The sequence below is a fragment of the Streptococcus sp. GMD4S genome, from assembly GCF_000296955.1.
On record NZ_AJRE01000029.1, the window covers coordinates 48,403 to 71,894 of the forward strand.

A 23,492-nucleotide genomic window follows, 5' to 3' on the forward strand; every position below is an offset into this window, starting at 1 on the left:
ATGTCAACTACGATCATCGGTTTCCCTCGTTTGGGCGAATTCCGCGAATTAAAATTTACAACTGAAAAATACTTTAGAAAAGAAATCTCAGAAGAAGAACTCTTGGCAGCAGCAAAAGACTTGCGTGCTAAACACTGGAACATTGTCAAAGAAAAAGGCATCACTGAAATCCCTTCAAATGACTTTTCTCACTATGACAACTTCCTAGATGCAGCTTTCCTTTTCAACGTGGTACCTGCTTCAGTTCAAAACTTGGACTTGTCTGACCTTGAGCGTTACTTTGCTTTGGGACGTGGTTACCAAGGAGAAAAAGGGGATGTTCGTGCCCTTCCGATGAAGAAATGGTTCAACACCAACTACCACTACATCGTTCCTAAATTTGAAAAAGACACTCAAGTTAAATTGGCTGGTCACAAGATCTTTGATGAGTTCCAAGAAGCAAAAGAACTTGGTCTCAACACTCGTCCTGTTCTTGTAGGTCCATTCACTTTCCTTCAATTGTCAGACTTTGAAGAAGGCGTGAAAGCTGAAGACTTCGTAGATAGCTTAGTGGCTGCATACCAAGAAGTTTTTGCTAAATTGGCGGAGCTTGGTGCGACTCGCATCCAACTCGACGAAGCTGCTCTTGTAAAAGATTTGACAGCTGAAGAAAAAGCTCTCTTCTTGAACCTCTACAACAAGCTTTTGGCTGACAAAAAAGGTCTTGAAGTCTTGCTTCAAACTTACTTCGGTGATGTTCGTGATGTCTACACTGATCTTGTGAACTTGCCAGTAGATGCCATTGGTTTGGACTTCGTTGAAGGTAAGAAAACTCTTGAACTCGTTAAAGGTGGTTTCCCAGCAGACAAGACTCTTTATGCAGGTATCGTCAATGGTAAAAATATCTGGCGCAACAACTACGAAAAGAGCTTGGCTGTTCTTGAGCAAATCCCAGCTGAAAACATTGTTTTGACAAGCTCATGCTCACTTCTTCATGTGCCATTTACAACAGCTAACGAAGAATTTGAACCAGCTATCTTGAACCACTTTGCCTTTGCAGTTGAAAAATTGGATGAGATTCGTGATTTGGATGCTATCCGCAATGGTCAAGGCGCAGAAGCTCTTGCAGCTAACAAAGAACTCTTTGCGACTGAACGTGTGGGTGAAAATGCAGAACTTCGTGCGCGTATCGCTGGATTGACAGAAGCAGACTACACTCGTTTGCCAGCCTTTGCAGAACGTGAAGCTATTCAAGAAGAAGCATTCAAACTTCCAGATCTTCCAACAACAACCATCGGTTCATTCCCTCAAACTAAGGAAGTTCGTGCCAAACGTTTGGCCTTCCGTAAGGGAGAGTTGTCAGCAGAAGACTATGACAAGTTCTTGGCAGAGCAAATCGACGAATGGATCAAATGGCAAGAAGAAGTTGGATTTGACGTACTTGTACACGGTGAATTCGAGCGTAACGACATGGTTGAGTACTTCGGTCAAAACTTGTCCGGTTACCTCTTCTCTAAGAATGGTTGGGTACAATCATACGGTATGCGTGGGGTGAAACCACCAATCATCTGGGGTGATGTAACTCGTCTTAACCCTATCACTGTCAAATGGTCTAGCTACGCACAAAGCCGTACTGACAAACCTGTTAAAGGTATGTTGACAGGACCTGTTACTATCCTTAACTGGTCATTCCCACGTGAAGACATCTCTATCAAGGACTCAACTCTTCAAATCGCCCTTGCTATTAAGGATGAAGTTCTTGACCTTGAAGCTGCAGGTGTGAAAATCATCCAAATCGACGAGGCTGCTCTTCGTGAGAAATTGCCACTCCGTCGTAGCGACTGGTATGAAGACTACCTTGACTGGGCTATTCCAGCCTTCCGCTTGGTACACTCTACAGTAGCGCCAGACACTCAAATCCACACCCACATGTGTTACTCAGAATTTACAGATATCATCCCAGCTATCGACAACATGGATGCGGACGTTATTTCCTTTGAAGCAAGCCGTTCAAACCTTGAAATCTTGGACGAACTCAAAGCGAAAAACTTCCAAACAGAAGTGGGACCTGGGGTTTACGATATCCACTCTCCTCGTGTGCCTAATGAAGGCGAAATCGACCACACAATCGATGCTATTCTTGCCAAAGTTCCAAGCAAGAAAGTTTGGATCAACCCTGACTGTGGTTTGAAAACACGTGGTATTCCAGAAACAAAAGAAAGCTTGATCCGCCTTGTCGAAGCAGCTAAAGCTGCGCGTGAGAAATTGTAAGATAAGATTTCTCTCTTGACACTGACTGATCAAGGAACTGCTTGGCCCTAGCTGGCTCAGCAATCATGAAATCAAAAAGAAAAGGATAATGATTATGTCACGCCAAACTCCGTCACTTTCATTTGAAGTGTTCCCTCCAAACCCAGCTGTGGGTAATGATAAAATTATTTCAGCCTTGCAGGATATGCGGGAGCTGACACCGCACTTTATCAGTGTGACTGCCAGCAATAATAAATTTAATATCAAGGAAACAACGGTTCGTTTGGCTGACTTTATCCAGAATGACTTGGCGATTCCAACCATTGCCCACTTGCCAGCTATCTATCTGACCAAGGACAAAGTTGCTGAAACCATTGCAGACTTGGATAAGGTTGGGGTACAGAAAATCTTGGCCTTGCGTGGGGATATTATCCCTGATGTGGAGCCACAAAAGGATTTCCGCTACGCAACGGATTTGATCGAGTTCATCAAGGAACAAGCCCCTCACTTTGATATTGTTGGTGCTTGTTATCCAGAGGGACACCCTGACTCTCCAAACCAAATCTCGGATATTCAAAACCTCAAGAAGAAAGTGGATTCAGGTTGTTCCAGTCTCGTAACGCAACTTTTCTTTGACAATGAGCGCTTCTACGATTTTCAAGACAAGTGTACCTTGGCAGGGATTGATGTTCCTATTCATGCGGGGATTATGCCAATTCTGAATCGAAATCAAGCGCTTCGTCTCTTGAAGACTTGTGAGAATATCCATCTTCCACGTAAATTTAAGGCCATCTTAGACAAGTATGAGCATGACCCTGAGTCGCTCAGAGCAGCAGGACTTGCCTATGCCGTGGATCAGATCGTGGACTTGGTAACTCAGGATGTTGCTGGTGTGCATCTCTACACCATGAACAATGCTGAAACAGCAAAATACATCCACCAAGCAACCCATGCCTTGTTCAACCATCAGTCTTTAGGATAATAAAAAGCAAACCATTCTTCTCAGGTGAGGGGAATGGTTCCTTTTTAATAGAAAAGCCCGCACTTTTTAAGAAAAATATGATAAAATAGACTCTGTACGTACTTGATACAAAGATGAGGGTATAAAAGTTTTAAAGGCTTTGTCGATTCTCAATTTTATGATAGAAATTTTTTCATAATTTGTTCTTTTCAGTATTTAGTTTGAGCGACACGAACGAGTCAAATCGATGTTATTTGACGAGAGAGTTAGTAAAGTATTTAGCTAATCGCCTAATAGCGATTAGCGTGAAAGGATTAGATGCTTTAGCATCAAACCTTTCTAATGATTTGTATCTTGATAGTTGAACACGGGCTAAATCCCTAGTGAAAAAGATAGATTTCCTGGTGTGCATCGCACACTGCGTTAATTTATGCAATCATGAGTAATTGAACACGGCCGAAAAGCTGTGTAAAAAAGATAAACTGTCTTGTCTTTATCGAAGACTTCGCCAGTTTCCTATTTTTACTTTGCTTTTTGCGACTTTAGTATCTTGATCTTTGTAGGCAAGGCGTATAATTTCATCAATCCAAAGGGGATTAAAATGACAAAACAAGTGTTTCAAACGACTTTTGCTGGTCGTGAGTTAATTGTAGAGACTGGTCAGGTTGCTAAGCAAGCAAATGGCTCTGTTGTCGTGCGTTACGGTGAGTCAACTGTCTTGACTGCTGCCGTTATGTCTAAGAAAATGGCAACTGGGGATTTCTTCCCTCTTCAAGTCAACTACGAAGAAAAAATGTATGCGGCTGGGAAGTTTCCTGGTGGCTTTATGAAACGTGAAGGACGTCCTTCAACAGATGCGACTTTGACAGCGCGTTTGATTGACCGTCCAATCCGTCCTATGTTTGCGGAAGGTTTCCGTAACGAAGTCCAAGTTATCAACACCGTCCTTTCTTATGATGAAAATGCCTCTGCTCCAATGGCGGCTATGTTTGGTTCATCCTTGGCACTTTCTATCTCAGATATTCCGTTTGACGGACCAATTGCTGGGGTGCAAGTGGGCTATGTAGATGGTCAAATCATCATCAACCCTACGCAAGAACAAGCAGAGCAATCTCTCCTTGAATTGACAGTAGCTGGTACCAAACACGCCATCAACATGGTAGAGTCTGGTGCCAAAGAATTGTCAGAAGAAATCATGTTGGAAGCCCTTCTCAAAGGGCACGAAGCAGTCAAAGAATTGATTGCCTTCCAAGAAGAAATCGTTGCGGCAGTTGGTAAGGAAAAAGCAGAAGTGGAATTGCTTCATGTAGACGCTGACTTGCAGGCTGAAATCATCGCAGCCTACAACAGTGACCTCCAAAAAGCTGTCCAAGTAGAAGAAAAATTGGCTCGAGAAGCTGCGACTCAAGCAGTTAAAGACCAAGTGACTGCGGTGTATGAAGAAAAATATGCAGACCACGAAGAATTTGACCGTATTATGCGTGATGTGGCTGAAATCTTGGAACAAATGGAACACGCTGAAGTGCGCCGTTTGATTACAGAAGACAAGGTGCGTCCTGACGGGCGTAAGGTCGATGAAATCCGTCCTTTGGATGCGGTTGTTGACTTCCTTCCTCGTGTGCACGGTTCAGGTCTCTTCACTCGCGGACAAACTCAGGCTCTTTCAGTTTTGACTTTGGCTCCAATGGGTGAAACTCAAATCATTGATGGTTTGGATCCAGAGTACAAGAAACGCTTTATGCACCACTATAACTTCCCTCAATACTCTGTAGGGGAAACTGGTCGTTACGGTGCGCCTGGTCGTCGTGAAATTGGTCATGGGGCTCTCGGTGAACGTGCTCTTGCTCAAGTCTTGCCAAGTTTGGAAGAATTTCCATACGCGATTCGCTTGGTAGCTGAAGTGTTAGAATCAAACGGTTCATCTTCTCAAGCCTCTATCTGTGCGGGAACGCTCGCCCTTATGGCTGGTGGTGTGCCAATCAAGGCGCCAGTAGCTGGTATTGCCATGGGACTTATCTCAGATGGAAATAACTACACTGTATTGACAGATATCCAAGGTTTGGAAGACCACTTTGGAGACATGGACTTTAAGGTTGCCGGTACTCGTGACGGGATTACAGCCCTTCAAATGGATATCAAGATCCAAGGGATTACTGCACAAATCTTGACTGAGGCCCTTGCTCAAGCCAAGAAAGCTCGTTTTGAAATCCTTGATGTGATTGAAGCAACTATTCCAGAAGTTCGTCCAGAATTGGCTCCAACTGCACCGAAAATTGATACTATCAAGATTGATGTGGACAAGATCAAGATTGTCATCGGTAAGGGTGGAGAAACCATCGACAAAATTATCGCTGAAACAGGCGTTAAGATTGATATCGACGAAGAAGGTAATGTTTCTATCTACTCTAGCGACCAAGCTGCTATTAACCGAACCAAAGAAATCATCGCTGGCTTGGTTCGTGAAGCCAAAGTGGATGAAGTTTACCATGCTAAGGTTGTTCGTATCGAGAAATTTGGTGCCTTTGTCAACCTCTTTGATAAGACAGATGCACTTGTGCACATTTCTGAAATGGCTTGGACTCGTACCAACCGTGTCGAAGATTTGGTAGCTATCGGTGATGAAGTCGACGTTAAGGTTATCAAGATTGATGAAAAAGGCCGTATCGATGCCTCTATGAAGGCTCTTCTTCCTCGTCCTCCAAAACCTGATCATGATGAAAAAGGCGAAAAGTCTGAGCGACCTCACCGTCCACGTCATCACAAGGACCACAAACCTAAGAAAGAATTTACAGAAACACCAAAAGATTCAGAATAAGAAAAGGAGAAATGTATGGGATGGTGGCGCGAAACCATTGATATTGTAAAAGAAAATGATCCAGCGGCACGCAACAGTTTGGAAGTTTTGCTGACTTATCCAGGTGTCAAGGCCTTAGCTGCCCACCGTTTCTCGCATTTTCTCTGGAAGCACGGCTTCAAACTCCTGGCTCGGCTGCATAGTCAGTTTTGGCGCTTTTGGACTCAGATAGAGATTCATCCGGGTGCTCAGATAGAATCAGGTGTTTTTATCGACCATGGCTCAGGCTTGGTGATTGGAGAGACGGCGATTGTTGAAAAAGGCGTTCTTCTCTATCACGGAGTGACTCTTGGTGGAACAGGGAAGGATGTTGGTAAACGCCATCCGACTGTCCGAAAAGGGGCGCTGATTTCAGCCCATGCTCAGGTGATTGGCCCTATTGAAATTGGAGAGAAAGCCAAAGTTGGGGCGGGTGCAGTGGTTGTGGCAGATGTTCCGAGCGATGTGACAGTTGTCGGAATCCCAGCTAAGATCGTCCGAGTTCATGGACAGAAAGATGAGCCGATGATCCACGAAGTTGAAGAAAAACGAGAATACTATCTAGACAAGCTAGAACATGCCCGTGAAGCCAGTCACCATTCATCAAGTCTGTAGGATAGGGTAGCAAAGTTATCGAGGTGAAGTATGACAGGAGGTAAGAACTATGTCAGATTTATCAGATGCAATTTTGAACCAGGCAGTTCTTGAGTTGCAAGAACGCTTGGATGGTCTTGCTAAGGAGCGCTTTATTAAACTGCCACCTAGCCACCAGCGTGAATGGGCTCATTATATCAGTGAAGCCAAAAAAGATGAGACCAAACTGCGCCGTCTAAATAAAATGAAGGCGGATTTGCTGAAGCCTTAAAGAAAGAGAAGTTATGCTATTAGAGGAATTTGAAGATGTAGCAGCAGTTATTGAGCCAACTGAAAAGCCAGTCCCTGACAAGGGTGAGGTGTGCGAAACCATCATCCTGTCCTTTAATGGCGAGATTCTGAAACGTTTGATTGAGTCAGAAAATGTCTATCAGGGAGGCTATTTGAAAAGCATAAACGGCCATCATCCATGGTATATTTATGGCCAAGGACCTAGCAAGCTAGCAGTTATGTTGGCTCCAATTGGGGCTCCCATGATAGTCGGCCAGCTGGAGGAGTTGGCGGCCAGAGGCTTCAAAAATTTCATCATTTTAGGTTCCTGTGGCGTTTTGGACCGCTCAATTGAGGCTGACAAGATTATTCTGCCTGCAGCTGCATTGCGTGATGAAGGAACTAGCTATCACTATGCCCCACCGGGTGACGAAGTCGCCTATGACGAGTCTCTGCTGATCGAGCTGGAAGCCATCTTTGACAAGCACAATATCGAACATATCCGCACCAAGTCTTGGACGACTGATGCCTTTTATCGAGAAACGCCTGATAAGGTCAAGCGTCGCTTGGCTGCTGGAGCCAAAGTGGTGGACATGGAAGCTTCAGCTATCATGGCTTGGAGTCAATTTCGCAAGAGTAAAGTCTATCAGTTCTTCTACACAGCTGACTATGTGGATCATCATAACCGAATCTGGGATGCCCGCCATGAAGAGCGGACAGCTGATGCCATGACTTTTTTCACTATCGCTTTGATAATAGCCGAGGAACTAGAAAGGTAACTACAAGAATGGCAGTATATTTTTACGGCTGTATCACCATGGATGGCTACTTGGCAGACAGTCAGCACAGGATAGACTGGCTGCATCAGCTTGGTTCTGTAGAGGATACAGGCTATGATGACTTTTACAGGCAAATGGATATCACCATCATGGGCAAGCGGACCTTTGAGGAAATCCAAGATTTGCAAGATGTAGAAAGTTTTTATCAAGCTACGGAAAACTATGTCTTTACACATGATAGGCACCTGCCTGTCAGCAATTACCAGCCAGTAGCTGGGGATGTGGTGGACTTTGTTCAACAGATTGACAAAGGCAAAAATGTCTTTGTGATTGGTGGTAATTCCTTGGTAGGACCGCTCTTGGATGCGGATCTTTTCGACCACCTCATTATTCAGATAGCGCCCCTTATCCTAGGAAAGGGAGTTCCCCTCTTTACTCAAGAGGAAGGGCAGCGCTTTTACCAACTGGATAGCCTCAGACAATTTGGCCCTTTTGCAGAGCTGGTTTTCAGCCGAAAAAGTCAGAAATAGAGAAGGGAGTGGACCGCATGATTAAAATTTATGACACCATGTCTCGTGATTTGCGAGAATTTGTACCTATTGAGGACGGCAAGGTTAAGATGTATGTCTGTGGGCCAACTGTATACAACTATATCCATGTCGGCAATGCCCGCTCAACAGTAGCTTTTGATACCATTCGTCGTTATTTCGAATACCGTGGCTACGAAGTTGCCTATATTTCCAATTTCACGGATGTAGACGATAAGATTATCAACCGTGCCAAGGAAGAAGGTATCACGCCTCTGGAGGTTGCGGACAAGTACATCGCTGCCTTTCGTGAGGATGTGACGGCTTTGGGCGTGAAACCTGCGACTCGTCATCCGCGTGTAGTAGAGTTTATGGCTGACATCATTCGTTTTGTGGAAGACTTGATTGAAAAAGGTTATGCCTACGAGAGTCAAGGAGATGTTTACTTCCGAGTGGAAAAATCCCATAACTATGCTAAGTTGGCTAACAAAACCTTGGAAGATTTGGAGCTAGGTGCATCAGGTCGTACCGATGAAGAAACGGCTCGCAAGGAAAATCCTGTAGACTTTGCCCTTTGGAAAGCTGTAAAACCAGGCGAGATTTCTTGGGACAGTCCTTGGGGACCTGGTCGTCCGGGCTGGCATATCGAGTGTTCGGTCATGTCAACAGAGATTTTGGGCGATACCATTGATATCCACGGTGGGGGAGCTGATCTGGAGTTTCCTCACCATACCAACGAAATTGCCCAGTCAGAAGCCAAAACAGGCAAGATCTTTGCCAACTACTGGATGCACAATGGTTTTGTCAATATCGATAATGTCAAGATGTCCAAGTCCTTGGGCAACTTTATTACCGTGCATGATGCTCTTAAGACCATTGATGGGCAAGTACTTCGTTTCTTCTTTGCGACTCAGCATTACCGCAAGCCGATCAACTTTACAGAAAAAGCAGTGCGTGATGCCGAGACCAATCTCAAGTATCTAAAGAACACCTATGAGCAACCATTTTCTGGGACTGTAGATGCTCAAGAGTTACAGGCTTTTAAAGATAAGTTTGTTGCCGCTATGGATGAGGATTTCAACGCTGCCAATGGTATCACAGTTATTTTTGAAATGGCCAAATGGATCAATTCAGGCAACTATGATGCAAGTGTTAAGGAAGCTCTTGCGGCCATGTTAGAAGTCTTCGGAATTGTCTTTGTTGAGGAAGTTTTGGATGCAGAAATTGAAGCCTTGATCCAAAAACGCCAAGAATCGCGTGCTAATCGTGACTTTGCGACAGCAGACCAAATCCGTGACCAACTGGCTGCTCAAGGGATTAAGCTCCTTGACACCAAAGATGGAGTGAGGTGGACACGTGATTGATGTCAATCTCATTAACGGAATTGCTCTAGCCTTTGAAGGGGATGCGGTGTATTCTATGTATATTCGCCGTCACCTCATCCTAAAAGGCATGACCAAGCCCAATAAACTTCACCAAGAGGCGACCAAGTATGTATCGGCCAAGGCTCAGGCTCGCCTGATTTCCCTGATGTTGGAGGAGCAAGTTTTAACGGAAAAAGAAGAAGAAATCTATAAACGTGGGCGCAATACCAATAGCCACACAAAGGCTAAAAATGCGGATGTCGTAACTTATCGGATGTCGACTGGCTTTGAAGCGGTCATGGGTTATCTTCATCTGACTGAAGATATGGAGCGTCTAGAGACCTTGATTTCGTGGTGTATCCAAAAAGTGGAGGCGTAGAAATGCTTGCAAAAGAATTACTAGACTGGTTTCCTGAGGCTCAGATTTCAGATCAGCCAATAGAGAAACTAGGATATCTTACACTTCCTCTGACTTCTCAACAGTGGATTTTACTGGAGGAGACCAATCTCACTGAACGTGAAAAGCAGTTAATTGCCCTTTTGACCCAGCAGGAGCAGGCTCGTTCGCTCAATCCTTGGTATCCCTATCTGATTGAGGGGAAGGGGCAGGCACCGCAAGCATTTAAAAAAATTCAGCTGGTTTATTGCCATCTGTCTTATTACCAACAGGAAAATCTAGCCTCTTGGCTGGATATGATGCAGACCCTCTTTCCCAACTGCCAGACAGTATTGCAGGTCGGGGCTCAGGATTATGTATTTGTTCTTCAACAAGATAAGTATACCTCTGTCCGCTCAATCTTATCTGATACGATTGAAGCGGTTGAGTATGACTTTGGCCTTCGTCTGTCTATCATGTTGGGGCAGGTGTGGTCTCAGATAGGCTATCAAGCCCTATCAGACTTAATCAAAGCGGAGCGGGATTTGTTTAAGACATGGTGGCGTCAAGGTCATCAAGGTGTACACACCTTTTCACAACTCTATCTTTGGAGTATGGGAGAAAGGATTGTGGACCTGAGAGTCATTAAAGAATGTCTGCACCAGATGATTTTGGATCAGGATCAGATTCAGGAAATTATCCTTTCTCTCTGGGAAAATAGTGCTGTCCTAACTAAAACAGCCCAGCAACTCTATCTACATCGCAATTCTCTCCAATACAAGATTGACAAATGGGAAGAATTGACAGGACTTCAGTTGAAGGAGTTAACGGATCTTACCTTGTGTTATCAGTTGATTTTACCAGATATTCTTTAAAGTTTTGTGCAAGTTGCACAGAACTTTTTTATTTTTTTGGTCACCTTGCCATAGAAATGTAAAACGTTTTCATCTATAATAAAACTATCAAAAGACAAAAGGAGTTCACCTCGATGGTAGAATTAAATCTTAAAAATATTTACAAAAAATATCCAAACAGCGAACACTATTCAGTTGAAGACTTCAACTTGGACATCAAAGACAAAGAATTTATCGTTTTCGTAGGTCCTTCAGGATGTGGTAAATCAACAACTCTTCGTATGATTGCTGGTCTTGAAGACATCACAGAAGGTACTGCATCTATCGATGGCGTGGTTGTCAACGACGTAGCTCCAAAAGACCGTGACATCGCCATGGTATTCCAAAACTACGCTCTTTACCCACACATGACTGTATATGACAACATGGCTTTCGGTTTGAAATTGCGTAAGTACAGCAAAGAAGACATCGACAAACGTGTGCAAGAAGCAGCAGCAATCCTTGGTTTGAAAGAATTCTTGGATCGTAAACCAGCTGACCTTTCAGGTGGTCAACGTCAACGTGTTGCCATGGGTCGTGCTATCGTCCGTGATGCAAAAGTGTTCTTGATGGACGAACCTTTGTCAAACTTGGATGCCAAACTTCGTGTATCTATGCGTGCTGAAATTGCGAAGATTCACCGTCGTATCGGAGCTACAACTATCTACGTAACTCACGACCAAACAGAAGCGATGACTCTTGCAGATCGCATCGTTATCATGTCAGCAACTAAGAACCCTGCTGGTACAGGTACTATCGGACGTGTTGAACAAATCGGTACCCCTCAAGAAGTTTACAAAAACCCAGTTAACAAATTTGTAGCAGGATTTATCGGAAGCCCAGCTATGAACTTCATCAATGTGAAATTGGTTGGTAGCGAAATTGTTTCTGACGGTTTCCGTTTGAAAGTGCCAGAAGGTGCTTTGAAAGTTCTTCGTGACAAAGGCTACGAAGGAAAAGAATTGATTTTCGGTATCCGTCCAGAAGATGTGAATGCAGAACCTGCTTTCCTTGAAACATTCCCAGAATCAGTTGTCAAAGCTACTATCTCAGTATCAGAATTGCTTGGTTCAGAATCTCACCTTTACTGCCAAGTTGGTAAAGACGAATTTGTTGCCAAAGTGGATGCTCGTGACTACTTGCAAACAGGTGCAACAGTTGAACTTGGATTTGACTTGAACAAAGCACACTTCTTCGACGTAGAAACTGAAAAAACAGTCTACTAAGCAAATGAAATGTCAAAACACTACTAGAGAAATCTGGCAGTGTTTTTTTAATGATTGGTATTGGCATAAAAACAGAGCTTTTCTAGTTTTCATATCCTTAAAAAAGTGATAAAATGGTAGGAAGAATTGGAGAGTATAGATGCCGAAAGAAGTGAATTTGACGGGCGATCAGGTAGTCGCTTTAACGAGAGAATATTTAACAAAGGAAGACGTTGCTTTTGTACAAAAAGCATTGATTTACGCAGTTGATTGTCATAGTGGGCAGTTTCGGAAATCAGGAGAGCCCTATATTATCCATCCCATTCAGGTAGCAGGCATTTTGGCTAAGCTCAAGCTGGATGCCGTAACCGTTGCCTGTGGTTTTTTGCATGACGTGGTTGAAGACACAGATGCGACACTGGATGATCTGGAGAGAGAGTTCGGTCATGATGTTCGGATTATCGTTGATGGGGTGACCAAGCTTGGTAAGGTTGAGTACAAATCACTCGAGGAACAATTGGCTGAAAATCACCGCAAGATGCTTATGGCCATGTCAGAGGATATCCGCGTTATCTTGGTTAAATTATCGGACCGTTTGCACAATATGCGGACTCTTAAACACCTGCGAAAGGACAAGCAAGAACGGATTTCCAGAGAAACCATGGAAATTTACGCACCACTTGCTCATCGTCTAGGGATTTCCAGTGTCAAGTGGGAGTTGGAAGACCTATCTTTCCGTTATCTCAATCCAACTGAGTTTTACAAGATCACCCACATGATGAAGGAAAAGCGCAGAGAACGTGAGGCTCTGGTCGACGAAGTCGTAACCAAGTTGGAGGACTATGCTACCGAACGCAATCTCAAAGGGAAAATCTATGGTCGTCCTAAGCATATCTATTCGATCTACCGCAAGATGCAGGATAAGAAGAAACGCTTTGAGGAAATTTATGACCTGATTGCCATTCGCTGTATCTTAGATACCCAGAGTGATGTCTATGCTATGCTGGGTTATGTGCATGAACTTTGGAAACCTATGCCAGGCCGCTTCAAAGACTATATCGCCAATCGTAAGGCCAATGGTTACCAGTCTATCCATACAACTGTTTATGGGCCAAAAGGGCCGATTGAATTCCAGATTCGGACTAAGGAAATGCACGAAGTGGCTGAGTACGGGGTAGCAGCTCACTGGGCTTATAAGAAAGGCATTAAAGGGCAGGTCAACAGCAAGGAATCTGCTATTGGGATGAACTGGATCAAGGAGATGATGGAGCTCCAAGACCAGGCTGATGATGCCAAGGAATTTGTGGACTCTGTTAAAGAAAACTATCTGGCGGAGGAGATTTACGTCTTTACTCCTGATGGTGCGGTTCGCTCCCTGCCAAAAGATTCAGGACCGATTGACTTTGCCTATGAAATCCATACCAAAGTCGGTGAAAAAGCGACTGGTGCCAAGGTCAATGGCCGTATGGTTCCACTGACAACCAAGCTCAAGACAGGGGATCAGGTTGAAATTATCACCAATCCCAACTCCTTTGGTCCAAGTCGTGACTGGCTCAACATGGTCAAGACCAGCAAGGCGCGCAACAAGATTCGTCAGTTCTTTAAAAATCAAGACAAGGAATTATCCGTTAACAAGGGCCGTGAGATGTTGATGGCCCAGTTCCAAGAAAACGGCTATGTAGCCAATAAATTCATGGACAAGCGTCATATGGACGAGGTCCTTCAAAAGACCAGCTACAAGACAGAGGAAGCTCTCTATGCAGCCATTGGTTTTGGAGAAATTGGCGCTATTACCGTCTTTAACCGATTGACCGAAAAGGAACGTCGTGAGGAAGAACGCGCTAAGGCCAAGGCAGAAGCAGAAGAGCTTGTCAAAGGTGGCGAAGTTAAGGTTGAGAACAAAGAAACCCTCAAGGTTAAGCATGAGGGTGGCGTGGTCATTGAAGGTGCTTCAGGTCTCCTAGTTCGGATTGCCAAGTGTTGCAATCCAGTGCCGGGTGACGACATTGTCGGCTACATTACTAAGGGACGCGGTGTAGCTATTCACCGTGTGGACTGTATGAATCTCCGTGCCCAAGAAAACTACGAGCAACGTCTCCTTGATGTGGAGTGGGAAGATCAATTCTCAAGCAAGGAATACACTGCCCACATCGATATCTATGGTCTCAACCGTACAGGGCTCTTAAATGATGTTTTACAAGTTCTCTCAAACACGACCAAGAATATCTCAACCGTTAATGCTCAGCCAACTAAGGATATGAAATTTGCTAATATCCATGTCTCCTTTGGTATTTCCAACCTCTCTACACTGACCACAGTCGTGGATAAGATTAAGAGTGTGCCAGAGGTTTACTCCGTCAAACGGACTAATGGCTAATTGTCCTAGCTCTTACTAGAAAGGCTATTATGAAAATCATTATCCAACGGGTTAAAAAAGCTCAAGTCAGTATCGAAGGTCAGGTTCATGGAAAGATCAATCAGGGACTCTTATTGCTGGTCGGTGTTGGTCCAGAGGCCCAAGAGGAAGATTTGGACTATGCTGTGAGAAAGCTCGTCAACATGCGGATTTTTTCTGATGCGGAAGGGAAAATGAACCTATCTGTCAAGGATATTGAAGGGGAAATCCTTTCTATTTCCCAGTTTACCCTCTTTGCGGATACCAAGAAAGGCAATCGTCCCGCCTTTACAGGTGCAGCCAAGCCGGATATAGCAACTGCCTTCTATGAGTTTTTCAATCAAAAGCTAGCTCAGGAAGTACCTGTTCAGACAGGCATCTTTGGAGCGGATATGCAGGTGGAGCTGGTAAATGATGGGCCAGTTACCATCATTCTTGATACTAAAAATAGATAAGAAAACCAAGCCCAGTTGGCTTGGTTTTTGTTTATAGACACTCCCAGAAGGCGATGTGTTTGTTGTAAAAGTCGGGATAGTTTTCTCTTAGGTGGCTAGCCGTCATATAATATAAAGTAGAATGACAGGAAGTAAAGACTGGAGTAAGAGAGTAGAAATATTGAGGGTCAGTGATGGCTAAAAAGACAAATAATAGAAAATCGCTGATGAGCACTCCTAAATAGTAGAAGCGAATTTTTTTGTTCATCTGAGGATAAATCTCAGAGAACTGTTTTTTGAGTCGATTGACCAAGCGAAATAGCAGTAGTCCTTGAGCAAGGATGAAAATGAAGCAAAAAATCAGGCCTCTCTCCAAAGAAAGTTCGTATCGGGGTCTGAAAGTTACCAACAGTAGCAAATCGCTGACTACAATGGCTGCAAAATGGATTCTAAAGAGCTTTTTCATAGGAAGACCTCCCTCTTTTATCTAGCTTCATTCTACATCAAACGAATGGAACTTACAACTAAAATAATAAAAAATCCCTGAAAGGAACTTCTTTCAGGAATAAGGGCTTAGTTGATTTTTTCGACATAGAGTTGTTTTGCGATATCGATGCTAACTTGGAGGTCTTCACCTTTGTTGACCAGTGTAAAGGTATTGGAAAAATTATCAAACTGTTTGACTTTGACTTGGTCACCGATATGAATCTCATGCTTATCTAAGTATTTGAGCAGGTCAAAGCTATCATGAACCCGAGTCACGAGATAGGTACCGGCTTCTTTGGTATCTACTAAAGGCAGGTTGTTGATTTCGACCAAGAGCTCTCCCTTAGCTGGGATGGTTCCTCCGTGGGGGCAGGTTTTAGGGAAGCCCAGTAGTTTATCCAGTCTCTCTACGAAGAGGTCAGATACAGTGTGCTCTAGGACCTCAGCTTCCTCATGGATCTGATCGCTAGTATAGTCTAGATGGTGAACTAGAAAGACTTCAATCAAACGGTGTTTACGATAGAGCTCAGAGACCAGTTTGAGGCCAATATCTGTCAATAGATAGCCGTTCTCCTTATCCTTGAGGATGAGATTTTCACTTTTCATGCGTTTGATCATCTCTGTTACAGCAGGCGGAGAGACCTGCATACGGGCAGCAATCTCTTTGTTGGTGATTTTTTGCATGTCCGTACCGATTTCATAAATACATTTTAAATAATCTTCTTTATTTGGAGTCATTCGTTTCCTCTTGTTCATTCTCTCCATCTAGTATACCAAAAAAAGCTAGATTTCTCTAGCTTTCTGTCATAATGCTTGTGATTTTAGTCTAGTTCTTTAACTGCAGCAATAGCAGCTTCAAAGTCTGGCTCCGTGTTGATATTGTCAACGTATTCTACATAACGGATGACATTGTCAGTATCGAGAACAAAGACAGCACGTGCAAGGAGATGCCATTCGTTGATCAAGAGGGCATAATCGCGCCCGAAAGAATGGTCAAAATAGTCTGAAAGCATGATGGCATTGTCAAGGCCTTCAGCCCCACACCAGCGTCCTTGGGCAAATGGTAGGTCCATAGAAACAGTAAGAACGACAGTGTTGTCAAGGTTAGCTAGTTCTTGGTTGAATCGACGTGTTTGCGTTGAGCAGATACCAGTATCGATAGAAGGGACAACACTCAAGACTTTTTTCTTTCCATCAAAGTCAGCTAGCGTTTTTTTAGAGAGATCGGTTGTCGTAAGAGAAAAGTCAAGTGCCTTGTCTCCGACTTGCAGTTGTTTACCTGTAAAGGTTACAGGATTTCCGAGAAAAGTGGTCATGAAACTACTCCATTCTTTTTTCTTTTATTTTACCGAGAATTGTCAGATTTTTCCAATGATTTGACTGGAAATTAAGCGATAAAAAACGCCTGTTCATGTGAGAACGACGTTTTTAATGGATTACTTAGACAAACCTTCAGCAATCTTGTCAAGGTTGTATTTCATCATGCTGTAGTAGCTGTCACCTTCTTTACCTTCTTCAGCGATTGAGTCAGTGAAGATTTGTGCGTAAATTGGAATATTTGTGTCTTGTGAAACAGTCTTCATTGGACGGTCATCGACACTTGATTCAACAAAGAGGGATGGAACTTTTGTTTGGCGAAGCTTTTCAACCAAAGTTTTGATTTGTTCAGGTGTTCCTTCTTCTTCTGTGTTGATTTCCCAGATGTAGGCGCTTGGGACACCGTAGGCTTTAGAGAAGTATTTGAAGCATCCTTCGCTGGTTACGATGAGTTTCTTTTCAGCAGGGATATTGTTAAATTTCTCTTTGGCTTCCTTGTCCAGTTTGTCTAGCTTTTCAGTATAGTCTTTGAGATTTTTTTCGTAGAATTCCTTGTTGCTAGGGTCTTTTGCAATCAACTGTTTAGCGATATTTTTAGCATAAATTATCCCATTTTCAAGGTTGAGCCAAGCGTGTGGGTCTTCTTTGCCTTTCTCGTTTTGACCTTCAAGGTAGATGATATCTACGCCGTCACTAACTGCATAGTAGTCTTTGTTTTCAGTTTTCTTGGCATTTTCGACCAATTTGGTAAACCAAGCATTGCCACCTGTTTCAAGGTTGATACCGTTATAGAAAATGAGGTCAGCCTCAGAAGTTTTCTTTACGTCTTCAGGAAGTGGTTCGTACTCGTGTGGGTCTTGACCAACAGGAACGATACTATGAAGATCAATCTTGTCACCAGCGATATTTTTAGTAATATCAGCAATGATAGAGTTAGTCGCTACAACCTTTAGTTTTTGGTTTGTAGATGCTGTATCTTTTTTCCCACTAGCACAGGCAGCTAATCCAATGATAGAAAGAAAAAGAACGAGCAATGTACCTAATTTTTTCATTAGATTCCTCCAGAAGGGTTTCCCCTTATTTATTGATTTTTTTATTTTTTAGTTTCAAGTATCGTTGCTTTGGAGAGATAAAGAAACTGATTAAGAAGAAGCTGGCAGATGTGAGCACGATGCTGGATCCTGCTGCGAGGTTGAAGCTATAGCCGATAAAGAGTCCCAAAACAGAAGCGGTTGCCCCTAGGGTTGATGAAAGAAAAATCATGCTCTTTAGGCTATTAGCATAAAGGTAAGCCGTCGCAGCTGGGGTGATCAACATGGCCACGATAAGAATCGTTCCAACACTTTGCATGGCAGTGACTGACACAAGGGTCAAGAGCACCATGAGTAGATAGTGATAGAAATTAACAGGCATTCCCATGGCTTTAGCCAAAAGCTCGTCAAAGGATGTAATCAATAGTTGTTTAAAGAAAATCCCGATAATCAAGAGAATCAATGCCCCCACACCAATGGTGATCCACATGTCCGTATCTTGGACAGCGAGGATATTCCCAAAAAGGATATGGAAGAGGTCTGTCGAACTCTTGGCAACACTAATCAAGATGACACCTAAGGCTAAGAAAGATGAAAAGGTAATACCAATGGCAGTGTCACTCTTGATGATAGAGTTCCCCTTGATGTAGGTAATGATGATGGAAGCCATCAAGCCAAAGATGATTGCTCCAATAAAGAAATCAATTCCCAGGATAAAGGAAAGGGCTACGCCGGGCAAAACTGCGTGAGAGATGGCATCCCCCATGAGAGACATTCCACGTAAGATGATAAAACATCCCACGGCTCCAGCAACCACCCCGATGACTATAGCTGTTATCAGGGCATTTTGTAGGAAATGGAAATGTTGCAATCCATCGATAAATTCTACTATCATAGGTCACCTCCATTGAAAAAGAGTTTGCTACCGTAAGCCTTCTTAAGATTGACTTCGGTAAAGGTTTCTTCAGTTGAACCAATAGCAACCAATTCTCGATTGAGAAGCATAACTTGGTCGAAATAATGAGGGACTTTGCTGAGGTCATGATGGACGATGAGAACTGTTTTACCAGCTTTTTTAAGGTCTCTCAGTGTATTCATGATAATCTCTTCACTGATCGAGTCAATCCCGACAAAAGGCTCATCTAAAAAGATGTAGTCAGCTTCCTGCACTAAGCAGCGGGCAATCAAAACACGTTGGAATTGTCCTCCAGAGAGCTGACTGATTTGGCGATCAGCATAGTCTGAGAGTCCAACGATTTCAAGTGCATCCGCCACTTTTTTCCAGTGGCTGGCCTTTAAAGTGTGGAAGAGCGGGATAGATGGATAGAGTCCCAGTGAGACACATTCCTTGACCTTGATAGGGAAATTGTAGTCGATATGGATTTTTTGCTCGACATAGGCAACTCGATGTAAAGATTTCTTGACTTCTTTGTCATCGAGAAAGGCCTGACCTTCGTGTGGGATAATTCCCAACATACTTTTTAATAAAGTTGATTTTCCAGCACCGTTTGGACCAATAATTCCGGTAATAGTTGGTCCGTGGAGCACTAGTGAAATATCCTTTAGTGCCAACGTTTCTTTGTAGGAGACACTGAGGTTTTCGATACGTATCATACAGTTATTTTCCTCCTGTCTTTTAATATACATTAAAAAAAAAATTAAGTCAAGTTAATTTTTAAAAAATTTAAAATAATAACTAAAAAATGAAGAAAAAAGAGAGACCATTTTTAATTGCATTCCCAAGTGTTTTTTGCTAAGCTAAGAATAAGTGAAAAAATGAAAGCGAGAACAAGATGACACGTTATCAAGACGATTTTTATGATGCAATCAATGGAGAATGGGAAAAAACAGCTGTTATTCCAGCTGATAAATCTCGAACAGGTGGCTTTATTGACCTTGATGAGGAAATTGAAGAGTTAATGCTGGCAACTACGGACAAGTGGTTGGAAGGCGAAGATGTTCCAGAGGACGCTATCCTCGCAAATTTTGTTAAGTACCATCGTATGGTACGTGATTTTGATAAGAGGGATGCAGATGGAATCAAGCCTGTCCTTCCTCTGCTCAAGGAATACCAAGATTTGGAGAGCTTTGCAGATTTTACCAGCAAACTGGCAGAGTTTGAACTAGCAGGTAAACCAAACTTCCTTCCATTTGGAGTATCACCAGACTTTATGGATGCCAGAACCAATGTTCTCTGGGCAAGTGCACCAGGAACTATCTTGCCAGATACAACCTACTATGCTGAAGACCATCCTCAACGTGAGGAGCTCTTGACGCTTTGGAAGGAAAGTAGCGCAAATCTTCTCAAAGCCTATGATTTTTCAGATGAGGAAATCGAAGACTTACTAGAGAAGAGATTGGAATTGGACCGTCGTATCGCAGCAGTGGTTCTTTCAAACGAAGAAAGTTCAGAATATGCCAAACTCTACCATCCATACGCTTATGAAGATTTCAAGAAATTTGCCCCTGCCCTACCTTTGGATGATTTCTTCCAAGCAGTTCTTGGACAAACTCCAGATAAGGTTATCGTAGATGAGGAACGTTTCTGGCAAGCAGCAGACCAATTTTATAGTGAAGAAGCGTGGCCTTTGCTTAAGGCAACCTTGATTTTGGCTGTGGTCAATCTTTCAACCAGCTATCTCACAGACGAGATTCGTGTCCTATCAGGTGCCTATGGACGTGCCCTTTCAGGTGTTCCAGAAGCTCAGGACAAGGTCAAGGCAGCCTATCACTTGGCCCAAGGTCCCTTTAAGCAAGCCCTTGGTCTCTGGTATGCGCATGAAAAATTCTCCCCAGAAGCTAAGGCAGACGTAGAGAAAAAAGTGGCGACTATGATTGACGTTTATAAGGAACGCTTGGCTAAGAACGACTGGCTCACACCTGAAACGCGTGATAAGGCCATTGTCAAACTCAATGTCATCAAGCCTTATATCGGTTATCCAGAGGAATTGCCAGAACGCTACAAGGACAAGGTAGTGGACGAAACTGCCAGTCTCTTTGAGAATGCCCTAGCCTTTGCGCGTGTGGAAATCAAGCACAGCTGGAGCAAGTGGAACCAACCGGTTGACTACAAGGAGTGGGGCATGCCTGCTCACATGGTTAATGCCTACTACAATCCTCAGAAGAACTTGATTGTCTTCCCAGCTGCTATTTTACAGGCTCCATTCTATGATTTGCATCAGTCGTCCTCTGCCAACTACGGTGGTATTGGTGCTGTTATTGCCCATGAAATCTCTCATGCCTTTGACACAAATGGTGCGTCCTTTGATGAAAATGGTAGCCTCAAGGATTGGTGGACAGAGAGTGACTATGCTGCCTTTAAAGAAAAAACGCAGAAAGTTATCGACCAGTTTGATGGGCAAGAATCTTACGGCGCAACGATTAACGGGAAACTAACTGTATCAGAAAATGTAGCGGACCTAGGGGGAATCGCCGCAGCCCTTGAAGCTGCCAAGAGAGAAGCAGACTTCTCTGCTGAAGAATTCTTCCACAACTTTGCTCGTATCTGGCGTATGAAAGGCCGTCCTGAGTTGATGAAACTTATGGCCAGTGTCGATGTGCACGCGCCTGCTAAACTCCGTGTCAATGTGCAAGTACCTAACTTCGATGACTTCTTTACAACCTATGATGTCAAAGAAGGCGACGGCATGTGGCGTTCACCAGAGGACCGTGTGATTATTTGGTAAGACAAAAACCAAGGATGTTATCCTTGGTTTTTTGCTTGCTAGAAAAAGGGATTAAAGGTCTTTTCGTGAGCGATGGTCGTAGCTGGACCATGCCCAGGATAGACATCGTAGTTAGGAAGAGTGAAGAGTTGCGTCTGAATGCTATGGAGGAGTTGTTCCGTGCTGCCTGTAGGAAGGTCTGTCCGTCCAATGGTCTCACGGAATAGGGCATCTCCGGTCAAGACTAGATGGGAGTCAGGAAAGACTAGGGAAACACCGCCAATAGAGTGGCCTGGGGTTGGTAGAACAGTAAAATGAAATTCCTCAAGCTGGTATTCCTCATGAAAGACAAAGGTGTGTTCTGCTGGTTTACAGACGACATCTGCCATATCATCATGACGAGGGAGACCAGAGAGATTATCGACTGGAGTATAAAGCCAAGATGCTTCACTCTCTGCGACATAAACTGGAGGATTTCCAAAAGTCTTACGCACCAAGTCCAGACTCATAATATGGTCGTAGTGGGTGTGGGTCAGGAGAATCGCACAGACTGGTTTGTTGATTTTTTCGATAGTCTTGCGAATAGCTTCCCAATGGCTACCTGGGTCAACCACAATCAGGTGTTGATTCCCTTCCAGGTAATAAGTGTTTTCATAGGCAACGGGATTCACAGTTTTATGGATTTTCATACCGGCTCCAATCTCAAAGAATGTACTAAACTAAGTATAGCATAGAAGAGGGAAATAAAGTGAAAAGAAAGTCCCTCTTTTGTGTTAGAGGGACAATAATCTTATTTAAACTTGAAGCCTTCGTAAATGAGTTTTGCTTTGGGATTCTTTTTCTTAATTTGCTTGGCAAGGGCCTTCATCATAGGAAGAGGTCCACACATATAGACTGTAGTCTGGTCAGGGATTTCTTCTTGATCCAAAGTCAGGTATCCTTTTTCATTGCTATCGACTAGCTGCAGGTCAAAGTTAGCATTTTGACGGGCGTAGTCACGAAGTAGATCTAGGTAGACAGCATTTTCCTCTCCACGGAAACTATAGTAGAAACGAACGTTCCTGTCTAGGATAGGATGCTCCCGGATATAAGAGATGAAAGGTGTCATTCCAATTCCACCTGCGATCCAGATTTGCTGCTTTGGACCATGTTCCATAGTCATATGTCCATAGGCGCGATCAACTGCAACCTTGCTACCAACTTGAAGATTGTCATAGATATTCTTGGTGTGGTCACCAGAGTTTTTTATCGTAAAATAAAGAGTTCGTCCTTGCCCTCCTGAGATGGAGAAAGGGTGTGGGGCAGTCTCAAAACCTTTTTGGAAAATTTTTAGAAAGGCAAATTGTCCATATTCGTAGGTGAAAGGATGACTGAGCTCTATTTCAATTTCAGTCGTATCGTGGTTGAGGCGTTTGATTCCTACGATTTTTCCAAGATAGGTGAAACCGACCTTTTGATAAAGGAAAATAATATAAAAACCTGCAAGCAAGCCTAAAAGAGCATAGATTCCAAAGATAAGACCTAGGAAACTAAAGGAGAGGAGGCGATTTCCCATGATCATCAAAACATGAAAAAGGCCAAAGATATAGGCTAGATAAACCAATCGATGAATCCATCTCCAAGCTTCATACTGGATGTACTGTCCCAGATAGGCAACCAGAATGATACTGATAAAGATATAGATAGCGATATTTCCAAACTGTGCGGCCAAATGCGAACCCCAGAGACCGCCCATGCTAAAGTTGTGTAGGGTTAGTAGGAGAATGGATAGAAAAGCCGTGAATTTATGAGCTAGATACATCTTTTCAAGTCCGTTGAACCAAGCCTCAAGCAAGGGTAAACGGCTAGCTAGTATAAAAGTAAGTGAGAGGGTAGTGAGAGCTAAACCAGGGATTAGAAACTGACTAGCACCTGAACTGAGCCAAGCTAGGATAGTCAGAAGCATACTAAGTCCGATAAATAAAATACCTTTTAATGATTTCATAGTAGAAGTCCTTTCATGGATTTATCTTATATTAGATGTAATAAGATTTGTTACATTTTAACAAAAAAAGAATCTCTAGTCAAGGTTTGTGATTTAGTCTAACTTTTCTGACCCTTTTTTCTAAAAAAGCCAACGAATCGGGTGGTTCA

22 protein-coding genes are annotated in these 23,492 nt (G+C 43.3%); 14 read left to right on the top strand and 8 right to left on the bottom strand.

The window, feature by feature from the left end:
* The 13 genes from metE to dtd all read left to right on the top strand — a co-directional run bounded on the left by metE (window position 1) and on the right by dtd (window position 14,881).
* The gene (metE, locus tag GMD4S_RS01250; RefSeq protein ID WP_000108231.1) at window positions 1-2,250 is read left to right on the top strand and encodes a 5-methyltetrahydropteroyltriglutamate--homocysteine S-methyltransferase; all 2,250 of its coding nucleotides are present in this window, start codon (window positions 1-3) and stop codon (window positions 2,248-2,250) included.
* Between the two features lie 94 nt (window positions 2,251-2,344).
* On the top strand, window positions 2,345-3,211 hold the full coding sequence (gene metF / locus GMD4S_RS01255; protein ID WP_008284314.1) for a methylenetetrahydrofolate reductase [NAD(P)H]: 867 nt from the start codon (window positions 2,345-2,347) through the stop codon (window positions 3,209-3,211).
* A gap of 580 nt (window positions 3,212-3,791) precedes the next feature.
* The gene (gene pnp, locus GMD4S_RS01260; RefSeq protein ID WP_000166425.1) at window positions 3,792-6,005 is read left to right on the top strand and encodes a polyribonucleotide nucleotidyltransferase; all 2,214 of its coding nucleotides are present in this window, start codon (window positions 3,792-3,794) and stop codon (window positions 6,003-6,005) included.
* A 15-nt stretch (window positions 6,006-6,020) separates the two neighbouring features.
* Window positions 6,021-6,638, top strand: coding sequence for a serine O-acetyltransferase (gene cysE, locus GMD4S_RS01265; RefSeq protein ID WP_000539955.1), 618 nt, complete (start codon window positions 6,021-6,023; stop codon window positions 6,636-6,638).
* Between the two features lie 49 nt (window positions 6,639-6,687).
* On the top strand, window positions 6,688-6,888 hold the full coding sequence (locus GMD4S_RS01270; protein ID WP_008280814.1) for a YdeI/OmpD-associated family protein: 201 nt from the start codon (window positions 6,688-6,690) through the stop codon (window positions 6,886-6,888).
* Window positions 6,889-6,901: 13 nt separating this feature from the next.
* Window positions 6,902-7,666: a nucleoside phosphorylase gene (locus tag GMD4S_RS01275; protein ID WP_000923409.1), complete on the top strand. Its 765-nt coding sequence runs from the start codon at window positions 6,902-6,904 to the stop codon at window positions 7,664-7,666.
* Window positions 7,667-7,674: 8 nt separating this feature from the next.
* Window positions 7,675-8,196, top strand: coding sequence for a dihydrofolate reductase family protein (locus GMD4S_RS01280; RefSeq protein WP_000301980.1), 522 nt, complete (start codon window positions 7,675-7,677; stop codon window positions 8,194-8,196).
* Window positions 8,197-8,213: 17 nt separating this feature from the next.
* Window positions 8,214-9,557: a cysteine--tRNA ligase gene (gene cysS / locus GMD4S_RS01285; RefSeq protein ID WP_000591105.1), complete on the top strand. Its 1,344-nt coding sequence runs from the start codon at window positions 8,214-8,216 to the stop codon at window positions 9,555-9,557.
* Window positions 9,550-9,936 (top strand): Mini-ribonuclease 3, encoded by a 387-nt coding sequence (locus tag GMD4S_RS01290; RefSeq protein ID WP_000567923.1) that lies wholly within the window; start codon window positions 9,550-9,552, stop codon window positions 9,934-9,936. Before cysS ends, GMD4S_RS01290 begins: the two co-directional genes overlap by 8 nt.
* A gap of 2 nt (window positions 9,937-9,938) precedes the next feature.
* Window positions 9,939-10,808, top strand: a complete 870-nt coding sequence (locus GMD4S_RS01295; RefSeq protein ID WP_000879848.1) for a helix-turn-helix domain-containing protein — start codon at window positions 9,939-9,941, stop codon at window positions 10,806-10,808.
* Window positions 10,809-10,921: 113 nt separating this feature from the next.
* Entirely contained in the window at window positions 10,922-12,052 is a 1,131-nt protein-coding gene (locus GMD4S_RS01300) for an ABC transporter ATP-binding protein (protein WP_000229944.1), read from the top strand.
* Between the two features lie 139 nt (window positions 12,053-12,191).
* Window positions 12,192-14,408, top strand: a complete 2,217-nt coding sequence (locus GMD4S_RS01305; RefSeq protein ID WP_001123779.1) for a RelA/SpoT family protein — start codon at window positions 12,192-12,194, stop codon at window positions 14,406-14,408.
* Between the two features lie 29 nt (window positions 14,409-14,437).
* The gene (dtd, locus tag GMD4S_RS01310) at window positions 14,438-14,881 is read left to right on the top strand and encodes a D-aminoacyl-tRNA deacylase (protein ID WP_000691410.1); all 444 of its coding nucleotides are present in this window, start codon (window positions 14,438-14,440) and stop codon (window positions 14,879-14,881) included.
* Between the two features lie 31 nt (window positions 14,882-14,912).
* On the opposite strand, the gene GMD4S_RS01315 is transcribed toward dtd, so the two are convergent.
* From GMD4S_RS01315 to GMD4S_RS01340, 6 genes are all read right to left on the bottom strand, one after another.
* Entirely contained in the window at window positions 14,913-15,326 is a 414-nt protein-coding gene (locus GMD4S_RS01315) for a hypothetical protein (protein ID WP_000732787.1), read from the bottom strand.
* A gap of 107 nt (window positions 15,327-15,433) precedes the next feature.
* Complete coding sequence (locus GMD4S_RS01320; protein ID WP_000188531.1) at window positions 15,434-16,084, bottom strand: metal-dependent transcriptional regulator; 651 nt, start codon at window positions 16,082-16,084, stop codon at window positions 15,434-15,436.
* 83 nt (window positions 16,085-16,167) lie between these two features.
* Window positions 16,168-16,662, bottom strand: coding sequence for a thiol peroxidase (gene tpx, locus GMD4S_RS01325; RefSeq protein WP_000206539.1), 495 nt, complete (start codon window positions 16,660-16,662; stop codon window positions 16,168-16,170).
* Window positions 16,663-16,782: 120 nt separating this feature from the next.
* Window positions 16,783-17,715 (bottom strand): metal ABC transporter substrate-binding protein, encoded by a 933-nt coding sequence (locus tag GMD4S_RS01330; protein ID WP_000733065.1) that lies wholly within the window; start codon window positions 17,713-17,715, stop codon window positions 16,783-16,785.
* Window positions 17,716-17,740: 25 nt separating this feature from the next.
* Window positions 17,741-18,589 (bottom strand): metal ABC transporter permease, encoded by an 849-nt coding sequence (locus GMD4S_RS01335; RefSeq protein ID WP_000634601.1) that lies wholly within the window; start codon window positions 18,587-18,589, stop codon window positions 17,741-17,743.
* Window positions 18,586-19,308, bottom strand: coding sequence for a metal ABC transporter ATP-binding protein (locus GMD4S_RS01340; protein ID WP_000619158.1), 723 nt, complete (start codon window positions 19,306-19,308; stop codon window positions 18,586-18,588). The genes GMD4S_RS01335 and GMD4S_RS01340 overlap by 4 nt, the downstream gene beginning before the upstream one ends.
* Window positions 19,309-19,487: 179 nt before the next feature.
* On the opposite strand from GMD4S_RS01340, the gene GMD4S_RS01345 reads away from it, so the two are divergent.
* Window positions 19,488-21,380 (top strand): M13 family metallopeptidase, encoded by a 1,893-nt coding sequence (locus GMD4S_RS01345; RefSeq protein WP_000199241.1) that lies wholly within the window; start codon window positions 19,488-19,490, stop codon window positions 21,378-21,380.
* A 38-nt stretch (window positions 21,381-21,418) separates the two neighbouring features.
* Here the strand turns inward: GMD4S_RS01345 and GMD4S_RS01350 are convergent, their stop codons facing one another.
* Together GMD4S_RS01350 and GMD4S_RS01355 are read right to left on the bottom strand one after the other, a co-directional pair.
* A complete protein-coding gene (locus GMD4S_RS01350; RefSeq protein ID WP_000690874.1) occupies window positions 21,419-22,048 on the bottom strand; it encodes an MBL fold metallo-hydrolase in 630 nt (209 codons plus the stop codon).
* A 101-nt stretch (window positions 22,049-22,149) separates the two neighbouring features.
* Window positions 22,150-23,343 carry a ferredoxin reductase family protein gene (locus GMD4S_RS01355; RefSeq protein WP_000838552.1) on the bottom strand — a complete coding sequence of 398 codons (1,194 nt, stop codon included), beginning with the start codon at window positions 23,341-23,343 and terminating at the stop codon, window positions 22,150-22,152.
* Window positions 23,344-23,492 lie beyond the last annotated feature (149 nt).